The organism is Enterobacter sp. BNK-13, from assembly GCF_048685015.1.
In the GTDB taxonomy this organism is placed as follows: domain Bacteria; phylum Pseudomonadota; class Gammaproteobacteria; order Enterobacterales; family Enterobacteriaceae; genus Enterobacter; species Enterobacter quasiroggenkampii.
In genome coordinates this window covers 459,247-477,168 of sequence record NZ_JBLQTP010000001.1, presented here as the reverse complement: position 1 = coordinate 477,168, position 17,922 = coordinate 459,247, and the positions used below count along the sequence as shown (strand labels likewise).

The 17,922-nt window shown below is 56.0% G+C and carries 16 protein-coding genes; 8 read left to right on the top strand and 8 right to left on the bottom strand.

Features of this window, described 5'->3' with window-relative positions; all coding sequences use genetic code 11:
• Positions 1–18: 18 nt before the first annotated feature.
• The 3 genes from pyrH to rpsB all read right to left on the bottom strand — a co-directional run bounded on the left by pyrH (position 19) and on the right by rpsB (position 2,589).
• The gene (gene pyrH, locus ACMGGQ_RS02180; protein WP_008501910.1) at positions 19–744 is read right to left on the bottom strand and encodes a UMP kinase; all 726 of its coding nucleotides are present in this window, start codon (positions 742–744) and stop codon (positions 19–21) included.
• Positions 745–894: 150 nt separating this feature from the next.
• Positions 895–1,746: a translation elongation factor Ts gene (gene tsf / locus ACMGGQ_RS02175; RefSeq protein WP_014830708.1), complete on the bottom strand. Its 852-nt coding sequence runs from the start codon at positions 1,744–1,746 to the stop codon at positions 895–897.
• A 117-nt stretch (positions 1,747–1,863) separates the two neighbouring features.
• Entirely contained in the window at positions 1,864–2,589 is a 726-nt protein-coding gene (rpsB, locus tag ACMGGQ_RS02170; RefSeq protein ID WP_013095653.1) for a 30S ribosomal protein S2, read from the bottom strand.
• 320 nt (positions 2,590–2,909) lie between these two features.
• Between rpsB and map the strand changes: the two genes are divergently transcribed.
• The 4 genes from map to ACMGGQ_RS02150 all read left to right on the top strand — a co-directional run bounded on the left by map (position 2,910) and on the right by ACMGGQ_RS02150 (position 7,797).
• The gene (gene map / locus ACMGGQ_RS02165; protein ID WP_045907833.1) at positions 2,910–3,704 is read left to right on the top strand and encodes a type I methionyl aminopeptidase; all 795 of its coding nucleotides are present in this window, start codon (positions 2,910–2,912) and stop codon (positions 3,702–3,704) included.
• 62 nt (positions 3,705–3,766) lie between these two features.
• Positions 3,767–6,442 (top strand): bifunctional uridylyltransferase/uridylyl-removing protein GlnD, encoded by a 2,676-nt coding sequence (glnD, locus tag ACMGGQ_RS02160; protein ID WP_053077067.1) that lies wholly within the window; start codon positions 3,767–3,769, stop codon positions 6,440–6,442.
• 32 nt (positions 6,443–6,474) lie between these two features.
• Positions 6,475–7,299: a 2,3,4,5-tetrahydropyridine-2,6-dicarboxylate N-succinyltransferase gene (gene dapD / locus ACMGGQ_RS02155; protein ID WP_008501915.1), complete on the top strand. Its 825-nt coding sequence runs from the start codon at positions 6,475–6,477 to the stop codon at positions 7,297–7,299.
• A gap of 111 nt (positions 7,300–7,410) precedes the next feature.
• On the top strand, positions 7,411–7,797 hold the full coding sequence (locus tag ACMGGQ_RS02150; RefSeq protein WP_014168696.1) for a DUF3461 family protein: 387 nt from the start codon (positions 7,411–7,413) through the stop codon (positions 7,795–7,797).
• Positions 7,798–7,889: 92 nt separating this feature from the next.
• Here ACMGGQ_RS02150 and cdaR read toward each other — a convergent pair whose 3' ends face one another.
• The 3 genes from cdaR to dgt form a co-directional block, all read right to left on the bottom strand.
• On the bottom strand, positions 7,890–9,047 hold the full coding sequence (gene cdaR, locus ACMGGQ_RS02145; protein ID WP_045907831.1) for a DNA-binding transcriptional regulator CdaR: 1,158 nt from the start codon (positions 9,045–9,047) through the stop codon (positions 7,890–7,892).
• Between the two features lie 146 nt (positions 9,048–9,193).
• Positions 9,194–10,630 (bottom strand): serine endoprotease DegP, encoded by a 1,437-nt coding sequence (gene degP / locus ACMGGQ_RS02140; RefSeq protein WP_025756813.1) that lies wholly within the window; start codon positions 10,628–10,630, stop codon positions 9,194–9,196.
• Between the two features lie 131 nt (positions 10,631–10,761).
• Positions 10,762–12,276, bottom strand: a complete 1,515-nt coding sequence (gene dgt, locus ACMGGQ_RS02135) for a dGTPase (protein WP_063620833.1) — start codon at positions 12,274–12,276, stop codon at positions 10,762–10,764.
• A gap of 82 nt (positions 12,277–12,358) precedes the next feature.
• Here dgt and mtnN point away from each other — a divergent pair, with 82 nt between their 5' ends.
• The 3 genes from mtnN to ACMGGQ_RS02120 are packed head-to-tail and all read left to right on the top strand — an operon-like array spanning position 12,359 to position 14,501.
• Complete coding sequence (gene mtnN, locus ACMGGQ_RS02130) at positions 12,359–13,057, top strand: 5'-methylthioadenosine/S-adenosylhomocysteine nucleosidase (RefSeq protein ID WP_008501920.1); 699 nt, start codon at positions 12,359–12,361, stop codon at positions 13,055–13,057.
• Positions 13,050–13,850, top strand: a complete 801-nt coding sequence (gene btuF / locus ACMGGQ_RS02125; RefSeq protein ID WP_262751066.1) for a vitamin B12 ABC transporter substrate-binding protein BtuF — start codon at positions 13,050–13,052, stop codon at positions 13,848–13,850. The genes mtnN and btuF overlap by 8 nt, the downstream gene beginning before the upstream one ends.
• A 27-nt stretch (positions 13,851–13,877) precedes the next feature.
• On the top strand, positions 13,878–14,501 hold the full coding sequence (locus ACMGGQ_RS02120) for a TRIC cation channel family protein (RefSeq protein WP_045907828.1): 624 nt from the start codon (positions 13,878–13,880) through the stop codon (positions 14,499–14,501).
• 58 nt (positions 14,502–14,559) lie between these two features.
• Here ACMGGQ_RS02120 and erpA read toward each other — a convergent pair whose 3' ends face one another.
• Entirely contained in the window at positions 14,560–14,904 is a 345-nt protein-coding gene (erpA, locus tag ACMGGQ_RS02115) for an iron-sulfur cluster insertion protein ErpA (RefSeq protein ID WP_013095643.1), read from the bottom strand.
• An 85-nt stretch (positions 14,905–14,989) separates the two neighbouring features.
• Positions 14,990–16,390: a H(+)/Cl(-) exchange transporter ClcA gene (gene clcA / locus ACMGGQ_RS02110; protein ID WP_420289536.1), complete on the bottom strand. Its 1,401-nt coding sequence runs from the start codon at positions 16,388–16,390 to the stop codon at positions 14,990–14,992.
• 177 nt (positions 16,391–16,567) lie between these two features.
• Between clcA and hemL the strand changes: the two genes are divergently transcribed.
• Positions 16,568–17,848: a glutamate-1-semialdehyde 2,1-aminomutase gene (hemL, locus tag ACMGGQ_RS02105; protein ID WP_420289535.1), complete on the top strand. Its 1,281-nt coding sequence runs from the start codon at positions 16,568–16,570 to the stop codon at positions 17,846–17,848.
• The last annotated feature ends 74 nt before the right edge of the window (positions 17,849–17,922 follow it).

The window sequence follows — 17,922 nt, the reverse complement described above, 5'->3', positions numbered from 1 at the left end:
ATTTATCGTCAACGGAAATTATTCCGTGATCAAAGTGCCTTCTTTTTCGCCCATGACCACGCGACGCAGTGCGCCAGGTTTGTTCATGTTGAAGACACGAATCGGCAGTTTGTGGTCACGAGCCAGCGTGAAGGCGGCAAGATCCATCACTTTCAGCTCTTTATCCAGCACTTCGCTGTAGCTCAGCTGATCGTACATGGTTGCAGACGGATCTTTTGCCGGGTCGGCAGTAAACACGCCATCGACTTTGGTCGCTTTCAGTACCACATCAGCTTCGATCTCTATACCGCGCAGGCAGGCAGCGGAATCGGTCGTAAAGAACGGGTTACCCGTACCGGCGGAGAGGATCACCACGCGGTTGTTGCGCAGCAGGCTGATAGCTTCTGCCCAGCTGTAATTATCGCATACGCCATTCAGGGGGATCGCGGACATCAGGCGGGCGTTCACATAGGCGCGATGGAGCGCATCACGCATCGCCAGGCCATTCATCACGGTTGCCAGCATACCCATGTGGTCGCCCACAACGCGGTTCATCCCCGCTTTCGCCAGACCAGCACCACGGAAAAGGTTGCCACCGCCAATGACCACGCCAACCTGGATGCCCAGTTCGACCAGTTCTTTGATTTCCTGTGCCATGCGATCAAGGATGCTTGCGTCAATACCGAAGCCTTCCGATCCCTGCAGCGCTTCGCCACTCAGCTTAAGCAGAATGCGTTTGTACACGGGTTTTGCATTGGTAGCCATGTTTCTTTCCTGAGACTGTCAACGATTAAGATGGGGGTTAATTCTGGCGACATGATATGCCGCAAATCAGTACAGCGATACTGGAGCCTGTCTGATTTCCTGTGACGGGTGACAAAAAGAAGCCGCCCTCAGGCGGCTCCTTTTCAATCATTAAGACTGCTTGGACATTGCAGCAACTTCTGCTGCGAAGTCAGTCTCAACTTTCTCGATGCCTTCGCCCACTTCGAAGCGGATGAAGCCAGTTACGTCAGCGTTGTGCTCTTTCAGCAGCTGAGCAACAGACTTGCTTGGATCCATAACGAATGGCTGGCCAGTCAGAGAAACTTCGCCGGTGAATTTCTTCATGCGGCCTTCAACCATTTTCTCTGCGATTTCTTTTGGTTTACCAGACTGCATCGCGATGTCCAGCTGAACCTGGTACTCTTTCTCTACCACTTCAGCAGACACGTCTTCTGGCTTAACGAATTCTGGCTTGCTTGCAGCGATGTGCATTGCCAGCTGTTTAACCAGCTCTTCGTCAGCGCCTTTAGCCGCAACCAGAACACCGATACGTGCACCGTGCTGGTAAGAGCCCAGAACGTCGCCTTCCAGAGAAGCAACGCGACGGATGTTGATGTTCTCACCGATTTTAGCAACCAGCGCAACACGTTCTTCTTCGAACTGTGCTTTCAGAACTTCAACGTCAGTGATTTTGCCAGCAACCGCTGCGTCCAGAACTTTGTTAGCAAATGCCTGGAAACCACCATCTTTAGCAACGAAGTCAGTCTGGCAGTTAACTTCCAGAATGATGCCGTAGGTGCCGTCGATTTTAGTGATGATCACGCCGTCAGCAGCAACGTTGCCTGCTTTTTTAGCTGCTTTGATCGCACCGGATTTACGCATGTTTTCGATTGCCAGCTCGATGTCGCCGTTCGCTTCAGTCAGCGCTTTTTTGCAATCCATCATGCCTGCGCCAGTACGCTCGCGCAGCTCTTTTACCAGGGATGCGGTAATTTCAGCCATTCTTAAATCCTCGGGAGATGTGAACTGCCCGGCCGGGGGCCAAACAGTGTAAATTGAAAAAAGGGGCCGGTAATGGGCCCCTATTCATACACGGTACTAATAAGGGGTAAAACCTTATTATTCAGCTTCTACGAAGCTTTCTTCCGCCTGAGAAGCCAGATCCTGGGAACGGCCTTCACGAACGGTAGCAGCTACAGCGCTCAGGTACAGGCTAACAGCACGGATTGCGTCGTCGTTACCCGGGATAACGAAGTCAACACCGTCCGGATCGGAGTTGGTATCAACGATAGCGAATACCGGGATACCCAGGTTGTTAGCTTCTTTGATTGCGATGTGCTCGTGGTCTGCATCGATTACGAACAGCGCGTCTGGCAGGCCGCCCATATCTTTGATACCGCCCAGGCTGTTTTCCAGCTTGTCCAGTTCACGAGTGCGCATCAGCGCTTCTTTCTTAGTCAGCTTGTCGAAAGTACCGTCCTGAGACTGGGTTTCCAGATCTTTCAGGCGCTTGATGGACTGACGAACAGTTTTCCAGTTGGTCAGCATGCCGCCCAACCAGCGATGGTTCACGAAGAACTGGTCGCAGCTGTTAGCAGCATCTTTCACAGCTTCGCTTGCAGCGCGCTTAGTACCAACGAACAGAATCTTACCTTTACGGGAAGCGATCTTGTTCAGCTCAGCCAGGGCTTCGTTGAACATTGGTACCGTTTTCTCAAGGTTGATGATGTGAACTTTGTTACGTGCGCCGAAGATGAAAGGCTTCATTTTCGGGTTCCAGTAACGGGTCTGGTGACCAAAGTGAACACCAGCCTTGAGCATGTCGCGCATGGAAACAGTTGCCATGTTTAAAACCTCTATATTGAAAGTTGGGGTTATGCCTCCACGTATCCCATATTACCGACCCCGAGGGCACCCCGGAATATGTGCCGATACGTGTGTGTTGTTACACAAAGTGAGATTTGTCGCTCCCGTCCAGCCTGTGTATCTGAGATGGATCGGAAGTCCGGCGCGCTTTATACCACAAAACACGACCAGAAACCAACAGTTGTTGGCGGAGTGTGCTGTTAATGATTCTCAATTTGGCACGAAGCGTGCCTGACTGATACCATTGACGACACTTAGACTAGTATTGTCGAAAAAATCGACACCGATGGACAGATTACATGGCTATCTCTATTAAGACACCTGAAGAAATTGAAAAGATGCGCATCGCCGGTCGTCTGGCCGCGGAAGTGCTGGAAATGATCGAGCCGTTCGTGAAGCCGGGCGTCAGCACCGGTGAACTGGACCGCATCTGTAACGACTATATCGTGAACGAGCAGCACGCGGTTTCCGCCTGCCTCGGCTACCACGGTTTCCCGAAATCCGTCTGCATCTCTATTAATGAAGTGGTGTGTCACGGTATTCCGGACGATGAAAAACTGCTGAAAGACGGCGACATCGTTAACATCGACGTGACCGTCATTAAAGACGAGTACCACGGTGACACCTCAAAAATGTTCATCGTTGGCAAGCCGACCATTCTTGGCGAGCGTCTGTGCAAAGTTACCCAGGAAAGCCTCTACCTGGCGCTGAAAATGGTGAAACCGGGTATTCGCCTGCGCACCATCGGCGCGGCAATCCAGAAATTTGTCGAAGCAGAAGGGTTCTCCGTGGTGCGCGAGTACTGCGGTCACGGCATTGGTCGCGTCTTCCACGAAGAGCCGCAGGTTCTGCACTATGATGCCGATGACGGCGGCGTGGTGCTGCAAAAAGGCATGACCTTTACCATTGAGCCAATGGTCAACGCGGGTGATTACCGCATCCGTACCATGAAAGACGGCTGGACGGTGAAAACCAAAGACAGAAGCTTGTCTGCGCAGTACGAGCATACTATTGTGGTAACAGACAACGGCTGCGAAATTATGACGTTGCGCAAGGATGACACCATCCCGGCGATACTGACGCACGACGAATGATAAAAAGCCGGCAAATGCCGGCTTTTTTAATGGCTATAGCTTTTTCTTATGGGTGGCGCACGATGAGTAATCTTTTACCCGAACAGTATGCTAACACAGCTCTTCCCACCCTCCCCGACCAGCCCGATAACCCGGGCGTCTGGCCGCAGCACGAGCTGACTTGTGCCGGCATCAAGGCGCACATGGATGTCTTTCACCGCTGGCTGGGCAGCGCATTTGATGCGGGCATATCGGCAGAACAGCTGATTGAGGCGCGCACCGAATTTATCGACCAACTGCTGCAGCGTCTGTGGATCGATTATGGGTTTGGACAAATCAGCGATGTTGCGCTGGTTGCCGTCGGAGGCTATGGCCGCGGTGAGCTGCATCCGCTTTCCGATATCGATCTCCTGATCTTAAGCCGCAAAAAGCTGCCGGACGAACAGGCGCAAAAAATCGGCGAGCTGCTGACCCTGCTCTGGGACGTAAAGCTGGAAGTCGGCCACAGCGTGCGTACCCTGGAAGAGTGTCTGCTGGAAGGGCTGTCGGACCTGACCGTCGCCACCAACCTGATTGAAACCCGCCTGCTGATTGGCGACGTCGCGCTGTTCCTGGAGCTGCAAAAACACATCTTCAGCGACGGCTTCTGGCCGTCAGAAAAGTTCTTCGCCGCGAAGGTCGAGGAGCAAAACCAGCGCCACCAGCGCTACCACGGCACCAGCTATAACCTTGAACCCGATATTAAAAGCAGCCCCGGCGGCCTGCGCGACATCCACACGCTACAGTGGGTCGCCCGCCGCCATTTTGGCGCCACCTCGCTGGACGAAATGGTTGGCTTCGGCTTTTTAACCGAGGCGGAGCGTAACGAGCTCAACGAGTGTCTGCACCTGCTCTGGCGCATCCGCTTTGCCCTGCATCTGGAAGTTACGCGCTACGATAACCGTTTGCTGTTTGACCGCCAGCTCAGCGTGGCGCAGCGCCTGAATTACCAGGGCGAGGGTAACGAGCCGGTTGAGCACATGATGAAGGATTTCTTCCGCGTCACCCGCCGGGTGACCGAGCTGAACCAGATGCTGTTGCAGCTGTTCGACGAGGCCATTCTGGCCCTGACGGCCGACGAAAAGCCGCGCCCGATTGATGACGAATTCCAGCTGCGCGGCACGCTTATCGATCTGCGCGACGAAACGCTGTTTATCCGCGAGCCGGAAGCGATTCTGCGGATGTTCTATACCATGGTGCGCAACAGCACCATCACCGGGATCTACTCCACCACCCTGCGCCATCTGCGCCACGCGCGCCGCCATTTGACGGAGCCGCTGTGCTATATCCCGGAAGCCCGTTCGCTGTTCCTGAGCATGCTCCGCCACCCGGGTGCCGTCAGCCGCGGCCTGCTGCCGATGCACCGTCACAGCGTGCTGTGGGCCTATATGCCGCAGTGGTCGCACATTGTCGGGCAGATGCAGTTCGATCTGTTCCACGCCTACACGGTGGATGAACACACGATCCGCGTGATGCTCAAGCTGGAAAGCTTTGCGAAAGAAGAGACGCGCTCCCGCCACCCGCTGTGCGTCGAGCTGTGGCCGCGCCTGACCCATCCGGAGCTGATCCTGATTGCCGCCCTGTTCCACGACATCGCCAAAGGCCGTGGCGGCGACCACTCGGTGCTCGGCGCGCAGGACGTGCTGAAATTTGCCGAGCTGCACGGCCTGAACTCACGTGAAACGCAGCTGGTGGCCTGGCTGGTGCGCCATCACCTGCTGATGTCGGTCACCGCCCAGCGCCGTGACATTCAGGACCCGGAAGTCATAAAACAGTTCGCCGAAGAGGTCCAGACGGAAAACCGCCTGCGCTATCTGGTCTGCCTGACGGTGGCCGATATCTGCGCCACCAACGAAACGTTATGGAACAGCTGGAAGCAAAGCCTGCTGCGCGAGCTGTACTTCGCCACCGAAAAACAGCTGCGTCGCGGGATGCAGAACACGCCGGATATGCGCGAGCGCGTGCGTCACCACCAGCTGCAGGCGCTGGCGCTGCTGCGGATGGATAACATTGATGAAGAGGCGCTACATCAGATTTGGGCCCGCTGCCGCGCCAACTATTTTGTCCGCCATAGCCCAAACCAGCTTGCGTGGCACGCGCGGCATCTGCTCAAGCACGATCTGTCCCAGCCGATGATCCTGCTGAGCCCGCAGGCCACCCGCGGCGGGACGGAGATTTTCATCTGGAGCCCGGACCGCCCTTATCTGTTTGCTGCGGTCTGCGCCGAGCTGGACAGGCGTAACCTGAGCGTGCACGACGCGCAGATTTTCACCACCCGCGACGGCATGGCAATGGACACCTTTATCGTGCTGGAGCCGGACGGCAGCCCGCTGTCGTCGGACAGGCATGAAGGGATACGTTTTGGTCTGGAGCAGGCGATCACCCAGCGCAGCTGGCAACCCCCGCAGCCGCGTCGCCAGCCGGCGAAATTGCGCCACTTCACCGTGGATACCGAAGTCAATTTCCTGCCCACCCACACCGATCGTAAATCGTTCCTGGAGCTGATCGCGCTCGACCAGCCAGGGCTGCTCGCCCGCGTCGGCCAGGTTTTTGCCGATCTGGGAATTTCGCTTCATGGGGCCCGAATTACAACGATTGGCGAACGAGTAGAAGATTTATTTATAATCGCCACCGCCGACCGGCGTGCCCTTAATAATGACCTGCAGCTTGAAGTGCAACAACGGTTGACAGCAGCCCTCAATCCAAACGATAAAGGGTGATATGTTTTTTAGTGAAATGGAAAGAGTAAACAATGCAGCAGTTACAGAACGTTATTGAGTCCGCTTTTGAGCGTCGCGCCGAGATTACCCCGGCAAATGTGGATACCGTGACCCGTGAAGCGGTAAACCAGGTGATTTCCCTGCTGGATTCCGGCGCGCTGCGCGTGGCAGAAAAAATCGACGGTCAGTGGGTCACTCATCAATGGCTGAAGAAAGCCGTGCTGCTCTCTTTCCGCATCAACGATAACCAGGTTATCGACGGAGCAGAAAGCCGCTACTTCGATAAAGTGCCAATGAAGTTCGCTGACTACGACGAAGCGCGTTTCCAGAAAGAAGGTTTCCGCGTGGTGCCGCCTGCGGCGGTGCGTCAGGGTGCCTTCATCGCACGCAACACCGTGCTGATGCCATCCTACGTGAACATCGGTGCCTACGTTGATGAAGGCACCATGGTGGATACATGGGCAACGGTTGGTTCCTGCGCACAGATAGGTAAAAACGTTCACCTGTCCGGCGGCGTGGGCATCGGCGGTGTTCTGGAGCCACTGCAGGCTAACCCAACCATCATCGAAGATAACTGCTTCATCGGCGCGCGCTCTGAAGTGGTGGAAGGCGTGATCGTGGAAGAAGGTTCCGTGATCTCCATGGGCGTTTACATCGGCCAGAGCACCCGTATTTACGACCGTGAAACCGGTGAAGTGCATTACGGTCGCGTTCCGGCGGGCTCCGTGGTGGTTTCCGGCAACCTGCCGTCAAAAGATGGCAAATACAGCCTGTACTGTGCGGTTATCGTGAAGAAAGTGGATGCAAAAACGCGCGGTAAAGTGGGCATCAACGAATTGCTGCGCACCATCGATTAATCGGGTATAACAAAAAGCGGGGGCAACCCCGCTTTTTTTATATCTGAGGGTGGCGAAAATAGATTTTTTCGTTAATTATTCAAAGGTTATGTTGAGATCAAGGGTACCGCTATGTACGATAATCTGAAAAGTCTGGGCATTACCAATCCTGATGAAATTGATCGTTACAGCCTCCGCCAGGAAGCCAATAACGATATTTTGAAAATCTATTTTCACAAGGACAAAGGAGAGTTTTTCGCCAAAAGCGTGAAGTTTAAATACCCACGCCAGCGTAAGACCGTTGTTGCTGACGGTGTAGGACAGGGATACAAAGAAGTACAGGAAATCAGCCCTAACCTGCGCTATGTGATCGATGAACTCGATCAGATCTGCCAGCGCGACCGCACCGAAGTCGATCTCAAGCGCAAGATCCTTGACGACCTGCGTCACCTTGAAAGCGTTGTTACCAATAAGATCAGCGAGATTGAAGCGGATCTTGAGAAGTTAACCCGGAAGTAAAAGCAAAACGGCAATCCTTGATTGCCGTTTTTAGTGTTTGCGCCCTCTCCCCGTGGGAGAGGGATGGGGTGAGGGCACCAGACCGCACTCAGTCATCTCTGCTCGTCCAACTGCAGCGCCACATACAGCAGTAGCCTGTCGTCGAAATTCCCCAGATCCAGCCCCGTCAGCTCTGAAATTCGGTTTAATCGATACTCCAGGGTATTGCGGTGGATAAACAGCGCTTTTGACGTCGCCAGCGGCTGCACGTTATGACGGAACCACGCCTGCAGGGTCCGGCGCAGAAGGCCGTTATTGTCCATGGCTTTCAGGCGCGCCAATGGCCGCGCCAGCTCATTGGCCTGCCAGCCACCGCGCAGGCTGTCGAGCAGCACCGGCAGCATCAGGTCCTGATAAAAATAACTGCGGCTCTCCGGCATTCGCTGCTTGCCCACCATCATGGTGGTGCGTGCGGTACGCCAGGAGCGGGCGATACTGCCCGGCCCGGTAAAGTAGTTGCCCAGCGCAACGCGAAAACGCAGCTGGCCATTCTCCTTCATTCGGGCGATCAGCAGCTCCACGCGACGACGATGATCGTCCGCATCCCAGCGGCCGAACGCATTAAGCGCTGGTTTGAGCACCACCATTTCCGTCAGAGAAACGATCGCCACCAGGTTATCGCGCTCCGGCGTCGCCAGCGCATTTTGCAGCTGCTGCAGTTCGGCCATCGCGCTGTCTACGCCCAGCTGGCCACTATCGACTTCAATCACCGCTACCACGCGCGGCTGGTTCAGATCGATCCCCAGACGCTGCGCCCATTCACTGAGCGCAGGCGTATGCTCTTCCGCCTGAATAAGGTTCATCACCAGCTCCTCACGCAGGCGGCTGTCCTGAGCGAGCAGATGCATCAGGCGCGACTGCTCGAGCATCATCTCCGCCGTCATGCAGACCAGCTCACCGTATTTTCGCAGTGACTCGGGCTCGCCGGTGAGACCGATGACCCCCACAATCTCGCCTTCGAGGCGCAGCGGTAAATTGATGCCCTGACGGACGCCGTGCAGGTGTTTCGCTACCGCATCGTCGATATCGACCACGCGCCCCTGGGAGAGCACCAGCAGCGCGCCTTCGTGCAATTCCCCAATACGCTCGCGATCGCCGCTGCCAATAATGCGCCCGCGGGCATCCATTACGTTGATATTGGTATCAATGATGCGCATGGTGCGCGCCACGATATCCTGCGCCATTTTGGTATCAAGATGCCAGCCAGCCATAGAACCCTCCTGTGAGCAGAGCTCAAGCATAGGGATGTTCAGCGACGGCTGCATTGTGCGAATGCACAAAGAGAGAAGAAGAAGTATGGACTTGTGGGAAGGGTCACAGAAACGAGAAAGCCCCTGCGAACAGGGGCTTCAGAGGATTACTGCATCAGCAGGTAAATAGAGGTATCACCACGCTGGATATTCAGCGCCAGCACGGAAGGCTTGCTGTCGAGAATTTTACGCAGTTCAGCGATATTTTTCACCGGCTGCTGGTTAGCGCCCATGATCACATCGCCTTTCTTGAGGCCGATACGGGCTGCCGGTGAATTCGCCTTCACGTTGTTCACCACCACGCCTTTGTCTGCGCCTTTGTTGCTCATCTCGGCACCTTCAATCCCGCTGAAGATGGTGCTGGAGTCCACCTGATTCTGGCTGCTCTGCTGCAGCTCCAGGCTCACGTTAACCGCTTTACCGTCGCGCAGCAGACCAAGGGTCACTTTGCTGCCGATAGGCATAGAGCCGACTTCCGCACGCAGGGCGGCAAAGCTGCTGATCGGTTTACCGTTCAGGGAGGTGATCACATCCCCCGCTTTAATGCCCGCTTTAGCGGCAGAGGAGTTCGGCATCACCTGGCTGACGAATGCCCCGCGCTGGGCGTCAACCTTCATCGCCTTCGCCAGCTCGGAGTTCAGTTCCGTACCCAGGATACCCAGCTCACCGCGTTTCACCTGGCCATACTGCACCATCTGCGCGGTCAGGTTTTTCACCATGTTACTTGGGATAGCAAAACCGATACCGATGTTGCCGCCGTCCGGGGCAAGGATCGCGGTGTTGATACCGATCAGTTCGCCGTTCAGGTTGACCAGCGCACCGCCGGAGTTACCGCGGTTGATCGCCGCATCCGTCTGGATGAAGTTCTCATAGTTCTCGGCATTGAGGCCGCTACGGCCCAGCGCAGAGACGATACCCGAGGTCACGGTTTCACCCAGACCGAACGGGTTACCGATCGCCACGGTATAGTCGCCCACGCGCAGCGCGTCGGAGTCGGCAATTTTAATCGCCGTCAGGTTTTTCGGATCCTGAATCTGGATCAGCGCGATGTCAGAACGCGGGTCTTTGCCGACCACTTTGGCGTCAAACTTACGGCCATCGCTCAGCTGAACCTTAATGCTGTTCGCGTTATCGACAACGTGGTTGTTGGTAACGACGTAGCCTTTCGCTGCATCAATGATTACCCCCGAGCCAAGCGCCATGAATTTCTGCTGCTGGCCGCCGCCCTGGCTGTCATCCCCTGCGCCACCGCCCTGACAGAACGGAGAGCTCTGGAATGGCGAACCGTCCTGGCAGAACGGCGAGTTGTCGCCAAAGAACTGCTGGAAGTTACGCGGCATGCGCGGCGTATTGACGGTCGTGCTACCCTCAACGTTAATACTCACCACCGATGGCATCACTTTTTCGAGCATCGGTGCCAGGCTTGGCATCTGCTGCGCGGTTGCTGCCGACGACGCGGTCTCGGCTGCAGTAGCAGTCAGAGGAGACAGCGCTAAACCTAAACTCAGAGCCAGTGCACTCATTGCTAATGTGGTTTTTTTCATGTTTCTCAATCTCGATTTACAGGTAACGCAAAATTGCTGTGTAACTCAGATTCGTTTTATACCGCTTAGTTCCGGCGATAAGTTTATGGAAAAGGTAAAAATTTATTGGCCGTCTTTACAAAACTCAGGCGTTATTCCACCGCCATCAGCTTGCGATATTCATCCCAGGCATACAAATCCGTCATGCCGCTGATATAGTCCTGGATAAGACGGCAGCGATAATAATATTCCATCACCGGCCACTGGGGAGAATGACGATCCAGCTTGCCAATCGCTTCGACATACGCCAGACGGTGTCGGGTAGAGAGTTTCTGATAAAGTCGGGATTCGATGGGGATGCGGCGCACGCGCTCGTGTTCCACCAGCTCGCTGAATTCGTCAACGGACAGCTGGAGCAGCGGGGCATAAATTTCCAGTAACCCGCTGATCACCCGGTAGCCCTGCAGCTCTAACTGTTCGACATCCGGATGGCTGAAGACATGCCGCATCGCCACATGTTTATAAAGCTCGAGGAGCTGGCTGAAACTGCTGTCATCTTCCAGTAGCGCATGGTTGAATTCCCCGCTGAAAATCAGCGGCAAATTATCAATAAAGCGCGACGCCGCGTACGGCACCAGCTTATTTAATGTATTGACCCGCAAATACATAAAGAACTGGTCTTCCGTACTGCGGCTTAATGTATTTGAGCGCGATTTATCCCAGGCATTTTCGACAACCTGCGCAAACAGCGAGCCTTTTTCATGGGTGCCCCAGGCCGTATAAAGATGCTGATAAAGCTCCTCGACGCTGAAGATTCTTTTCTCAACCGCGTCTTCCAGATCGGCCACGCAATAGGAAATATCATCGGCGGCTTCCATAATCCAGGTCAATGGAAAGCGGCCGTTTGGCGTCAATGAAAGTTCTTTACGTAGCCGTTCAATATAGGCCTCTTCGGAAAGATAATAGCCCGGTTTTTTCATTAAATAACTGTGGGACGCGGGCGTCTCCCCCATCCACCACGCGGGGCGCGTATATTTCAGAATGCAGCCGACCTGTGCCCAGGTCAGGTTCATACGCATCAGGGAGTGGACCAGCCGGATCCCCTGCGCGTTGCCCTCAAAATGACAGAGATCCTGGCGCACCTTGCGGCGCAAATCGTTCAGCCCCTCTTCGCCTTCTCGCAGGCGTAAATCGCGTACGATGCAGCGGTCGTCGCTCAGCGGCTGGCTTACCGCATCCGAAGGGTAGAGCCGTTGTTTAAACCAGTCATTGATTGCCGCCTCACCAAAATGACCGAAAGGCGGGTTGCCGATGTCATGCATCAGGCAGGCCATCTCAACGATACTCTCGAAAGGCCCCGTCAGCTCGTCCAGACCATAGGTTTCCAGTAAGCGCTGCTCTTTGAGACGGCTCAAAATCTCTTTAGCTATATAGCGCCCGACCTGCTGCACCTCCATAGAGTGGGTTAAGCGCGTACGCACCGCGGCGTTACGCTCCAGCGGAAAGACCTGGGTTTTTTGCTGCAGACGGCGGATGGCGGGCGAGTTAATGATCCGCCCGCGATCGCTTTCGAAGATACGCAGGATCTCATGTTCGCTCTTGTCGCCCTGCGGCGAACGGAAACGTCGGTGCCAGTTAATTTTGGTGCGAAAATCGATTGGTGACATGTGCTCCCCCGCGTGAGAATGCGTTTCCCCTTAACCGCATGATAGACTATGCATCTTAACAAGGCACATCGCGAGTAAATCTATGAAAATCGGCATTATTGGTGCAATGGAAGAAGAAGTTACGCTCCTGCGTGACAAAATTGAGAACCGTCAGACCCTCTCTCTGGGGGGTTGTGAGATCTATACCGGTCAGCTAAACGGTGTTGACGTGGCTCTGCTGAAATCAGGCATCGGTAAAGTCGCTGCGGCGCTGGGTGCCACCCTGCTGCTTGAGCGCTGCAAGCCGGACGTGATCGTGAATACCGGCTCTGCGGGCGGCCTGGCGCCGACGCTGAAGGTGGGGGACATCGTTGTTTCCGACGAAGCGCGTTACCACGATGCTGACGTCACCGCGTTCGGTTACGAGTACGGCCAGCTTCCGGGCTGCCCGGCAGGGTTTAAAGCGGACGACAAACTGATTGCGGCGGCAGAGACCTGCATTGCGGAGCTCAACCTCAACGCGGTACGCGGTCTGATTGTCAGCGGTGACGCGTTCATCAATGGTTCCGTGGGTCTGGCGAAAATCCGTCATAACTTCCCTCAGGCGGTGGCCGTTGAGATGGAAGCGACTGCGATTGCGCACGTTTGCCATAACTTCAACGTACCGTTCGTGGTGGTTCGCGCCATCTCTGACGTGGCTGACCAGCAGTCCCACATCAGCTTCGACGAGTTCCTGACCGTTGCGGCAAAACAGTCCACCGTGATGGTGGAACGCCTGGTGCAGAATCTGGCACGTGGTTAAACATACCCTCAGGGCGCTTGCCGCCCTGCTTCTGCTCGCCCCGCTGTGGCTCTATGCTGTACCGCGCGTGATTACGCTCTCTCCCGCCAATACGGAGCTGGCGTTTGCCGCCGGCATTACGCCCGTCGGCGTGAGCAGCTTTTCCGATTATCCGCCGCAGGCCGCGGGGATTGAGCAAGTGGCCACCTGGCAAGGGATGAACCTTGAGCGCATCGTGGCGCTGAAACCGGATCTCGTGCTGGCCTGGCGTGGCGGCAACGCCGAGCGGCAGGTCAACCAGCTCACTTCCCTTGGCATAAAGGTCATGTGGATTGATGCCGTCAGCATTGAACAGGTCGCTCAGGCGCTACGCGCCCTGGCACCCTATAGCCCTACGCCCAAAAAAGCCGAGGCTGCGGCGAAACAGATGCTGAGCGACTATGCCGCGTTGAAATCCCGATACGATACCCCAGTTAAAAAGCGCATCTTCCTGCAGTTTGGCAGCCAGCCGCTGTTCACCACCGGAAAAGGGTCGATTCAAAACCAGGTGCTGGAAGTCTGTGGCGGTGAAAACATCTTTGCAGCCAGCCGGGTGCCGTGGCCTCAGGTAAGCCGTGAGCAGGTTCTGGCGCGCCAGCCACAGGCCATCGTCGTGGTCGGAAATGCGAGTGAAATTCCCAAAATTGAGCAATTCTGGCAAAAGCAGCTAAAAATACCGGTAATACCCCTCAACAGCGACTGGTTTGAACGCGCCAGCCCGCGTATTATCCTCGCCGCAAAACAGCTCTGTGCCGCGCTGGCAGAGAGTCACTAACATAAGACCCTTTTCGAGGATTTAACGATGCTCGTTTATTGGCTGGATATTCTTGGCACAGCCGTTTTTGCTATCTCCGGCGTCCTGCTCGCCGGAAAACTACGCATGGACCCGTTTGGCGTGCTGGTACTAGGCGTGGTGACCGCCGTGGGCGGCGGGACAATCCGCGATATGGCGCTGGCGAATGGCCCGGTGTTTTGGGTGAAAGATCCGACCGATCTGGTGGTCGCGATGGTCACCTGCCTGTTAACCATTGTGCTGGTTCGCCAGCCCCGCCGATTACCAAAATGGATATTGCCGGTACTGGATGCCGTCGGTCTGGCCGTGTTTGTCGGTATTGGCGTCAATAAGGCGTTTAATGCGGGCACCGGTCCGATGGTGGCGATCTGCATGGGCGTATTAACCGGCGTAGGCGGCGGGATCATTCGCGACATTCTGGCGCGTGAGGTGCCGATGATCCTGCGTACTGAAATTTACGCAACGGCCTGTATTGCGGGGGGCATTGTCCACGCGACAGCGTACTACACGTTTGCCCTTCCGCTGGAAAACGCCGCGATGCTGGGGATGGTCGTGACGCTGGTGATACGTTTAGCGGCGATACGCTGGCACCTGAAGCTGCCGACGTTTGCGCTGGATGAAAATTCAAGATAGGCGTCGTTTATAAGCCCGGTGGCGCTTCGCTTACCGGGCCTACAATCCGCATTCAGGCTTAAATGCTGAACGAAGAACCACACCCGCAGGTGCTTGTTGCGTTCGGGTTGGTGACCACAAAGCGCGAACCTTCCAGACCCTCGGTGTAATCCACCGAACCGCCCACCAGATATTGCAGGCTCATCGGGTCAACCACCAGCGCAACGCCCTGTTTCTCGATGGTCATATCGCCATCGTTAACCTGATCGTCAAAGGTAAAACCGTACTGGAAGCCGCTGCAGCCGCCGCCGGTAATATAGACACGCAGTTTCAGATCCGGATTGTCTTCGTCGGCAATCAGGGTTTTCACTTTGTTGGCTGCTGCTTCGGTAAACTCCAGCGGCAACGCTACATCATCACTCATCTTATGCTCCCATGAATACTGCTACTGCTATTGGGTAAAATTCACCCAATTCTTTGTGTCATTATCTAATACCCTGGTAATTCATTCAAGTATTCTGCGTTGCGGCCCGCTCCGCCTCTTGTTTTGCCAGAGTACGTGCAAGAATGGTGGAGTATAGCGGTTTTCCACCCAGGAACTGGGCTAATAGTGTCGCGCCGAGACAGGTAATGATCATTGGCAAAATGAGCTGGTAATTATCCGTCATCTCCAGCACCAGCACGATCCCGGTCAATGGCGCGCGCAGGGAGGCGGCAAGCAGCGCCCCCATTCCGGCCACCGCAAAGGTCCCGGCGTCAAGGTGATAGGCGGGAAAGCCCGCTTCCGCCGCCATACCAAACGCGGTGCCCAGCAAGGTTCCCAGCGCCAGCATCGGGGCGAATATCCCGCCGGGCGCGCCGGAGGAAAAACAGAGCACCGTCGTGATGACGCGGGAGATAAACATAAACAGCAGCAGACCCACGCTAAAGTTCCCCGCCGCCGCAATGGGGATCAGCCCGAAACCGCCGCCAGCGGCATTCGGCTCGATAAACCCGAGCACGCCGCAGATTCCGCCCAGCAGGCCGCCCATCAGCACCCATTTGGTCGTATTCCCACCGTGAATACGCTGGAACATATCCTGAGCGCGTAAGATAAAGGTATTAAACAGCGGCCCCACCACGCCAAAAATCATGCCGAGGATCAGGTAAAGCCATAGGGTGTTCACCGGCGCGTTGGTCAGTTTACCCACCTCAATGACCGCCCCTTCGCCATTAAAGAGGCGAAACACGATGCTCGACATAATGACGCCGGTAAACACCGCTTTAATGGAGATCAGGTTGTAGCGAAACTGCGCGCGCATCTCTTCGATGATAAACAAAATGCCCGCCAGCGGCGCGTTAAAGGCCGCCGACAGCCCCGCGGCCGCACCGGTTGCCAGCAGCGTATGGCGCGCTTCGGCGCTGCGCATCCGAAACAGATCGCCCACCATGCGGCCGACGTTCCCGCCCATCTGAACCGTAGGCCCTTCCCGGCCAAGAACCATCCCCGCGCCCAGCGTACCCATGCCGCCGATAAATTTCACCGGGATGACACGCCACCAGCGCACCGGACGCAGCTCCTCCAGGGCCCCTTCAATTTCCGGGATGCCGGACCCGCCCGCCTCCGGCGCAAATTTACGCACCAGAAAATACCCCACCATGGCAAACAGCGCCGACAGCCCGAACGCCGCAACCCAGACCAGCCATCGGCTGTCGGCGAAACCGGCCACGGTTCCCACTCGCCAGTTGAGCACGGCATTAACCGCTTTTTCAAATGCCACGCCCACCAGACCGGCGAGTGTTCCCACCACGGCAGCGGCCAGCAGGATCGCCAGCGGCGTTTTATCGCGATTGAGCAGCCGCCGAATACTGATTCGATGCTGGGCGCGCGTAAACTGTTGTTCTTCAAAAGACGGAGAATCTGATTTCATGTCCTGTACTTATTCGTCATACAAAAAGCCGCGAGGATTTTACCAGAGACAGCCCCACCGTCTCCTGAAAATTACTTAACAAATCTTAAAGCATTACCCGGCTAAAAATTTCATAACCTTCCCCGAATCACTTAGAATAGTGGGCTTAATCATTTTATACGAACCAGGAACGACGCCATGAGCAAGTCTGAAAACCTCTACAGTGCAGCCCGCGAGCTTATTCCGGGTGGCGTGAACTCACCTGTGCGCGCCTTTACCGGCGTGGGCGGCACGCCGCTGTTTATCGAACGTGCTGACGGCGCGTATCTGTATGATGTCGATGGCAAAGCCTATATCGATTATGTCGGCTCCTGGGGCCCGATGGTGCTGGGACACAACCACCCGGCCATTCGTAACGCGGTGATTGAAGCCGCTCAGCGCGGCCTGAGCTTCGGTGCGCCAACCGAAATGGAAGTGAAAATGGCGGAGCTGGTCACCGAGCTGGTCCCGACCATGGACATGGTGCGCATGGTGAACTCCGGTACCGAAGCGACCATGAGCGCCATCCGCCTGGCGCGCGGCTTTACCGGTCGCGACAAGATTATCAAGTTTGAGGGTTGCTACCACGGTCATGCGGACTGCCTGCTGGTGAAAGCGGGTTCCGGCGCGCTAACGCTCGGCCAGCCAAACTCACCTGGCGTACCGGCTGACTTCGCGAAGCATACCCTGACCTGCACCTACAACGATCTGGACACCGTTCGCGCGGCGTTCGAGCAGTATCCGCAGGAGATCGCCTGCATCATCGTTGAGCCAGTTGCGGGCAACATGAACTGCATTCCACCGCAGCCTGATTTCCTGCCGGGCCTGCGCGCCCTGTGCGATGAGTTCGGTGCGCTGCTGATCATCGATGAAGTGATGACCGGCTTCCGCGTGGCGCTGGCGGGCGCCCAGTCTTACTACGGCGTCGAGCCGGACCTGACCTGCCTGGGTAAAATCATCGGCGGCGGCATGCCGGTCGGCGCATTCGGTGGGCGTAAGGACGTCATGGAAGCGCTGGCGCCAACCGGCCCGGTTTACCAGGCGGGCACGCTCTCCGGTAACCCTATCGCGATGGCGGCGGGCTTTGCTTGCCTGACCGAAGTGGCTCAGCCAGGCATCCACGAAACCCTGACCGACCGGACCACGCAGCTGGCAAACGGCCTGCTGGAAGCGGCAGAGGAAGCCGGTATTCCGCTGGTGGTTAACCACATGGGCGGCATGTTCGGGATCTTCTTCACCGAGGCGAAAACCGTGACCTGCTATCAGGACGTGGTGAAGTGCGACGTTGAACGCTTCAAGCGCTTCTTCCACCTGATGCTGGAAGAAGGCGTATACCTGGCACCGTCAGCATTCGAAGCGGGCTTTATGTCCGTGGCGCACAGTGAAGAAGATATAAATAACACCATTGACGCGGCGCGTAAGGTGTTTGCGAAACTGTAAGATGTGCGGCTTGATGCCCTCACCCCAACCCTCTCCCACGGGGAGAGGGAGCAAACACTAAAACGGCAATCTAA

Coding starts and splice junctions, on each gene's coding strand:
- map (WP_045907833.1), top strand. CDS start 2,910: ATGGCTATCTCTATTAAGACACCTGAAGAAATTGAAAAGATGCGCATC.
- erpA (WP_013095643.1), bottom strand. CDS start 14,904: ATGAGTGATGATGTAGCGTTGCCGCTGGAGTTTACCGAAGCAGCAGCC.
- clcA (WP_420289536.1), bottom strand. CDS start 16,390: ATGAAATCAGATTCTCCGTCTTTTGAAGAACAACAGTTTACGCGCGCC.
- ACMGGQ_RS02120 (WP_045907828.1), top strand. CDS start 13,878: ATGCTCGTTTATTGGCTGGATATTCTTGGCACAGCCGTTTTTGCTATC.
- mtnN (WP_008501920.1), top strand. CDS start 12,359: ATGAAAATCGGCATTATTGGTGCAATGGAAGAAGAAGTTACGCTCCTG.
- degP (WP_025756813.1), bottom strand. CDS start 10,630: ATGAAAAAAACCACATTAGCAATGAGTGCACTGGCTCTGAGTTTAGGT.
- tsf (WP_014830708.1), bottom strand. CDS start 1,746: ATGGCTGAAATTACCGCATCCCTGGTAAAAGAGCTGCGCGAGCGTACT.
- cdaR (WP_045907831.1), bottom strand. CDS start 9,047: ATGGCTGGCTGGCATCTTGATACCAAAATGGCGCAGGATATCGTGGCG.
- glnD (WP_053077067.1), top strand. CDS start 3,767: ATGAGTAATCTTTTACCCGAACAGTATGCTAACACAGCTCTTCCCACC.
- dapD (WP_008501915.1), top strand. CDS start 6,475: ATGCAGCAGTTACAGAACGTTATTGAGTCCGCTTTTGAGCGTCGCGCC.
- dgt (WP_063620833.1), bottom strand. CDS start 12,276: ATGTCACCAATCGATTTTCGCACCAAAATTAACTGGCACCGACGTTTC.
- pyrH (WP_008501910.1), bottom strand. CDS start 744: ATGGCTACCAATGCAAAACCCGTGTACAAACGCATTCTGCTTAAGCTG.
- rpsB (WP_013095653.1), bottom strand. CDS start 2,589: ATGGCAACTGTTTCCATGCGCGACATGCTCAAGGCTGGTGTTCACTTT.
- hemL (WP_420289535.1), top strand. CDS start 16,568: ATGAGCAAGTCTGAAAACCTCTACAGTGCAGCCCGCGAGCTTATTCCG.
- ACMGGQ_RS02150 (WP_014168696.1), top strand. CDS start 7,411: ATGTACGATAATCTGAAAAGTCTGGGCATTACCAATCCTGATGAAATT.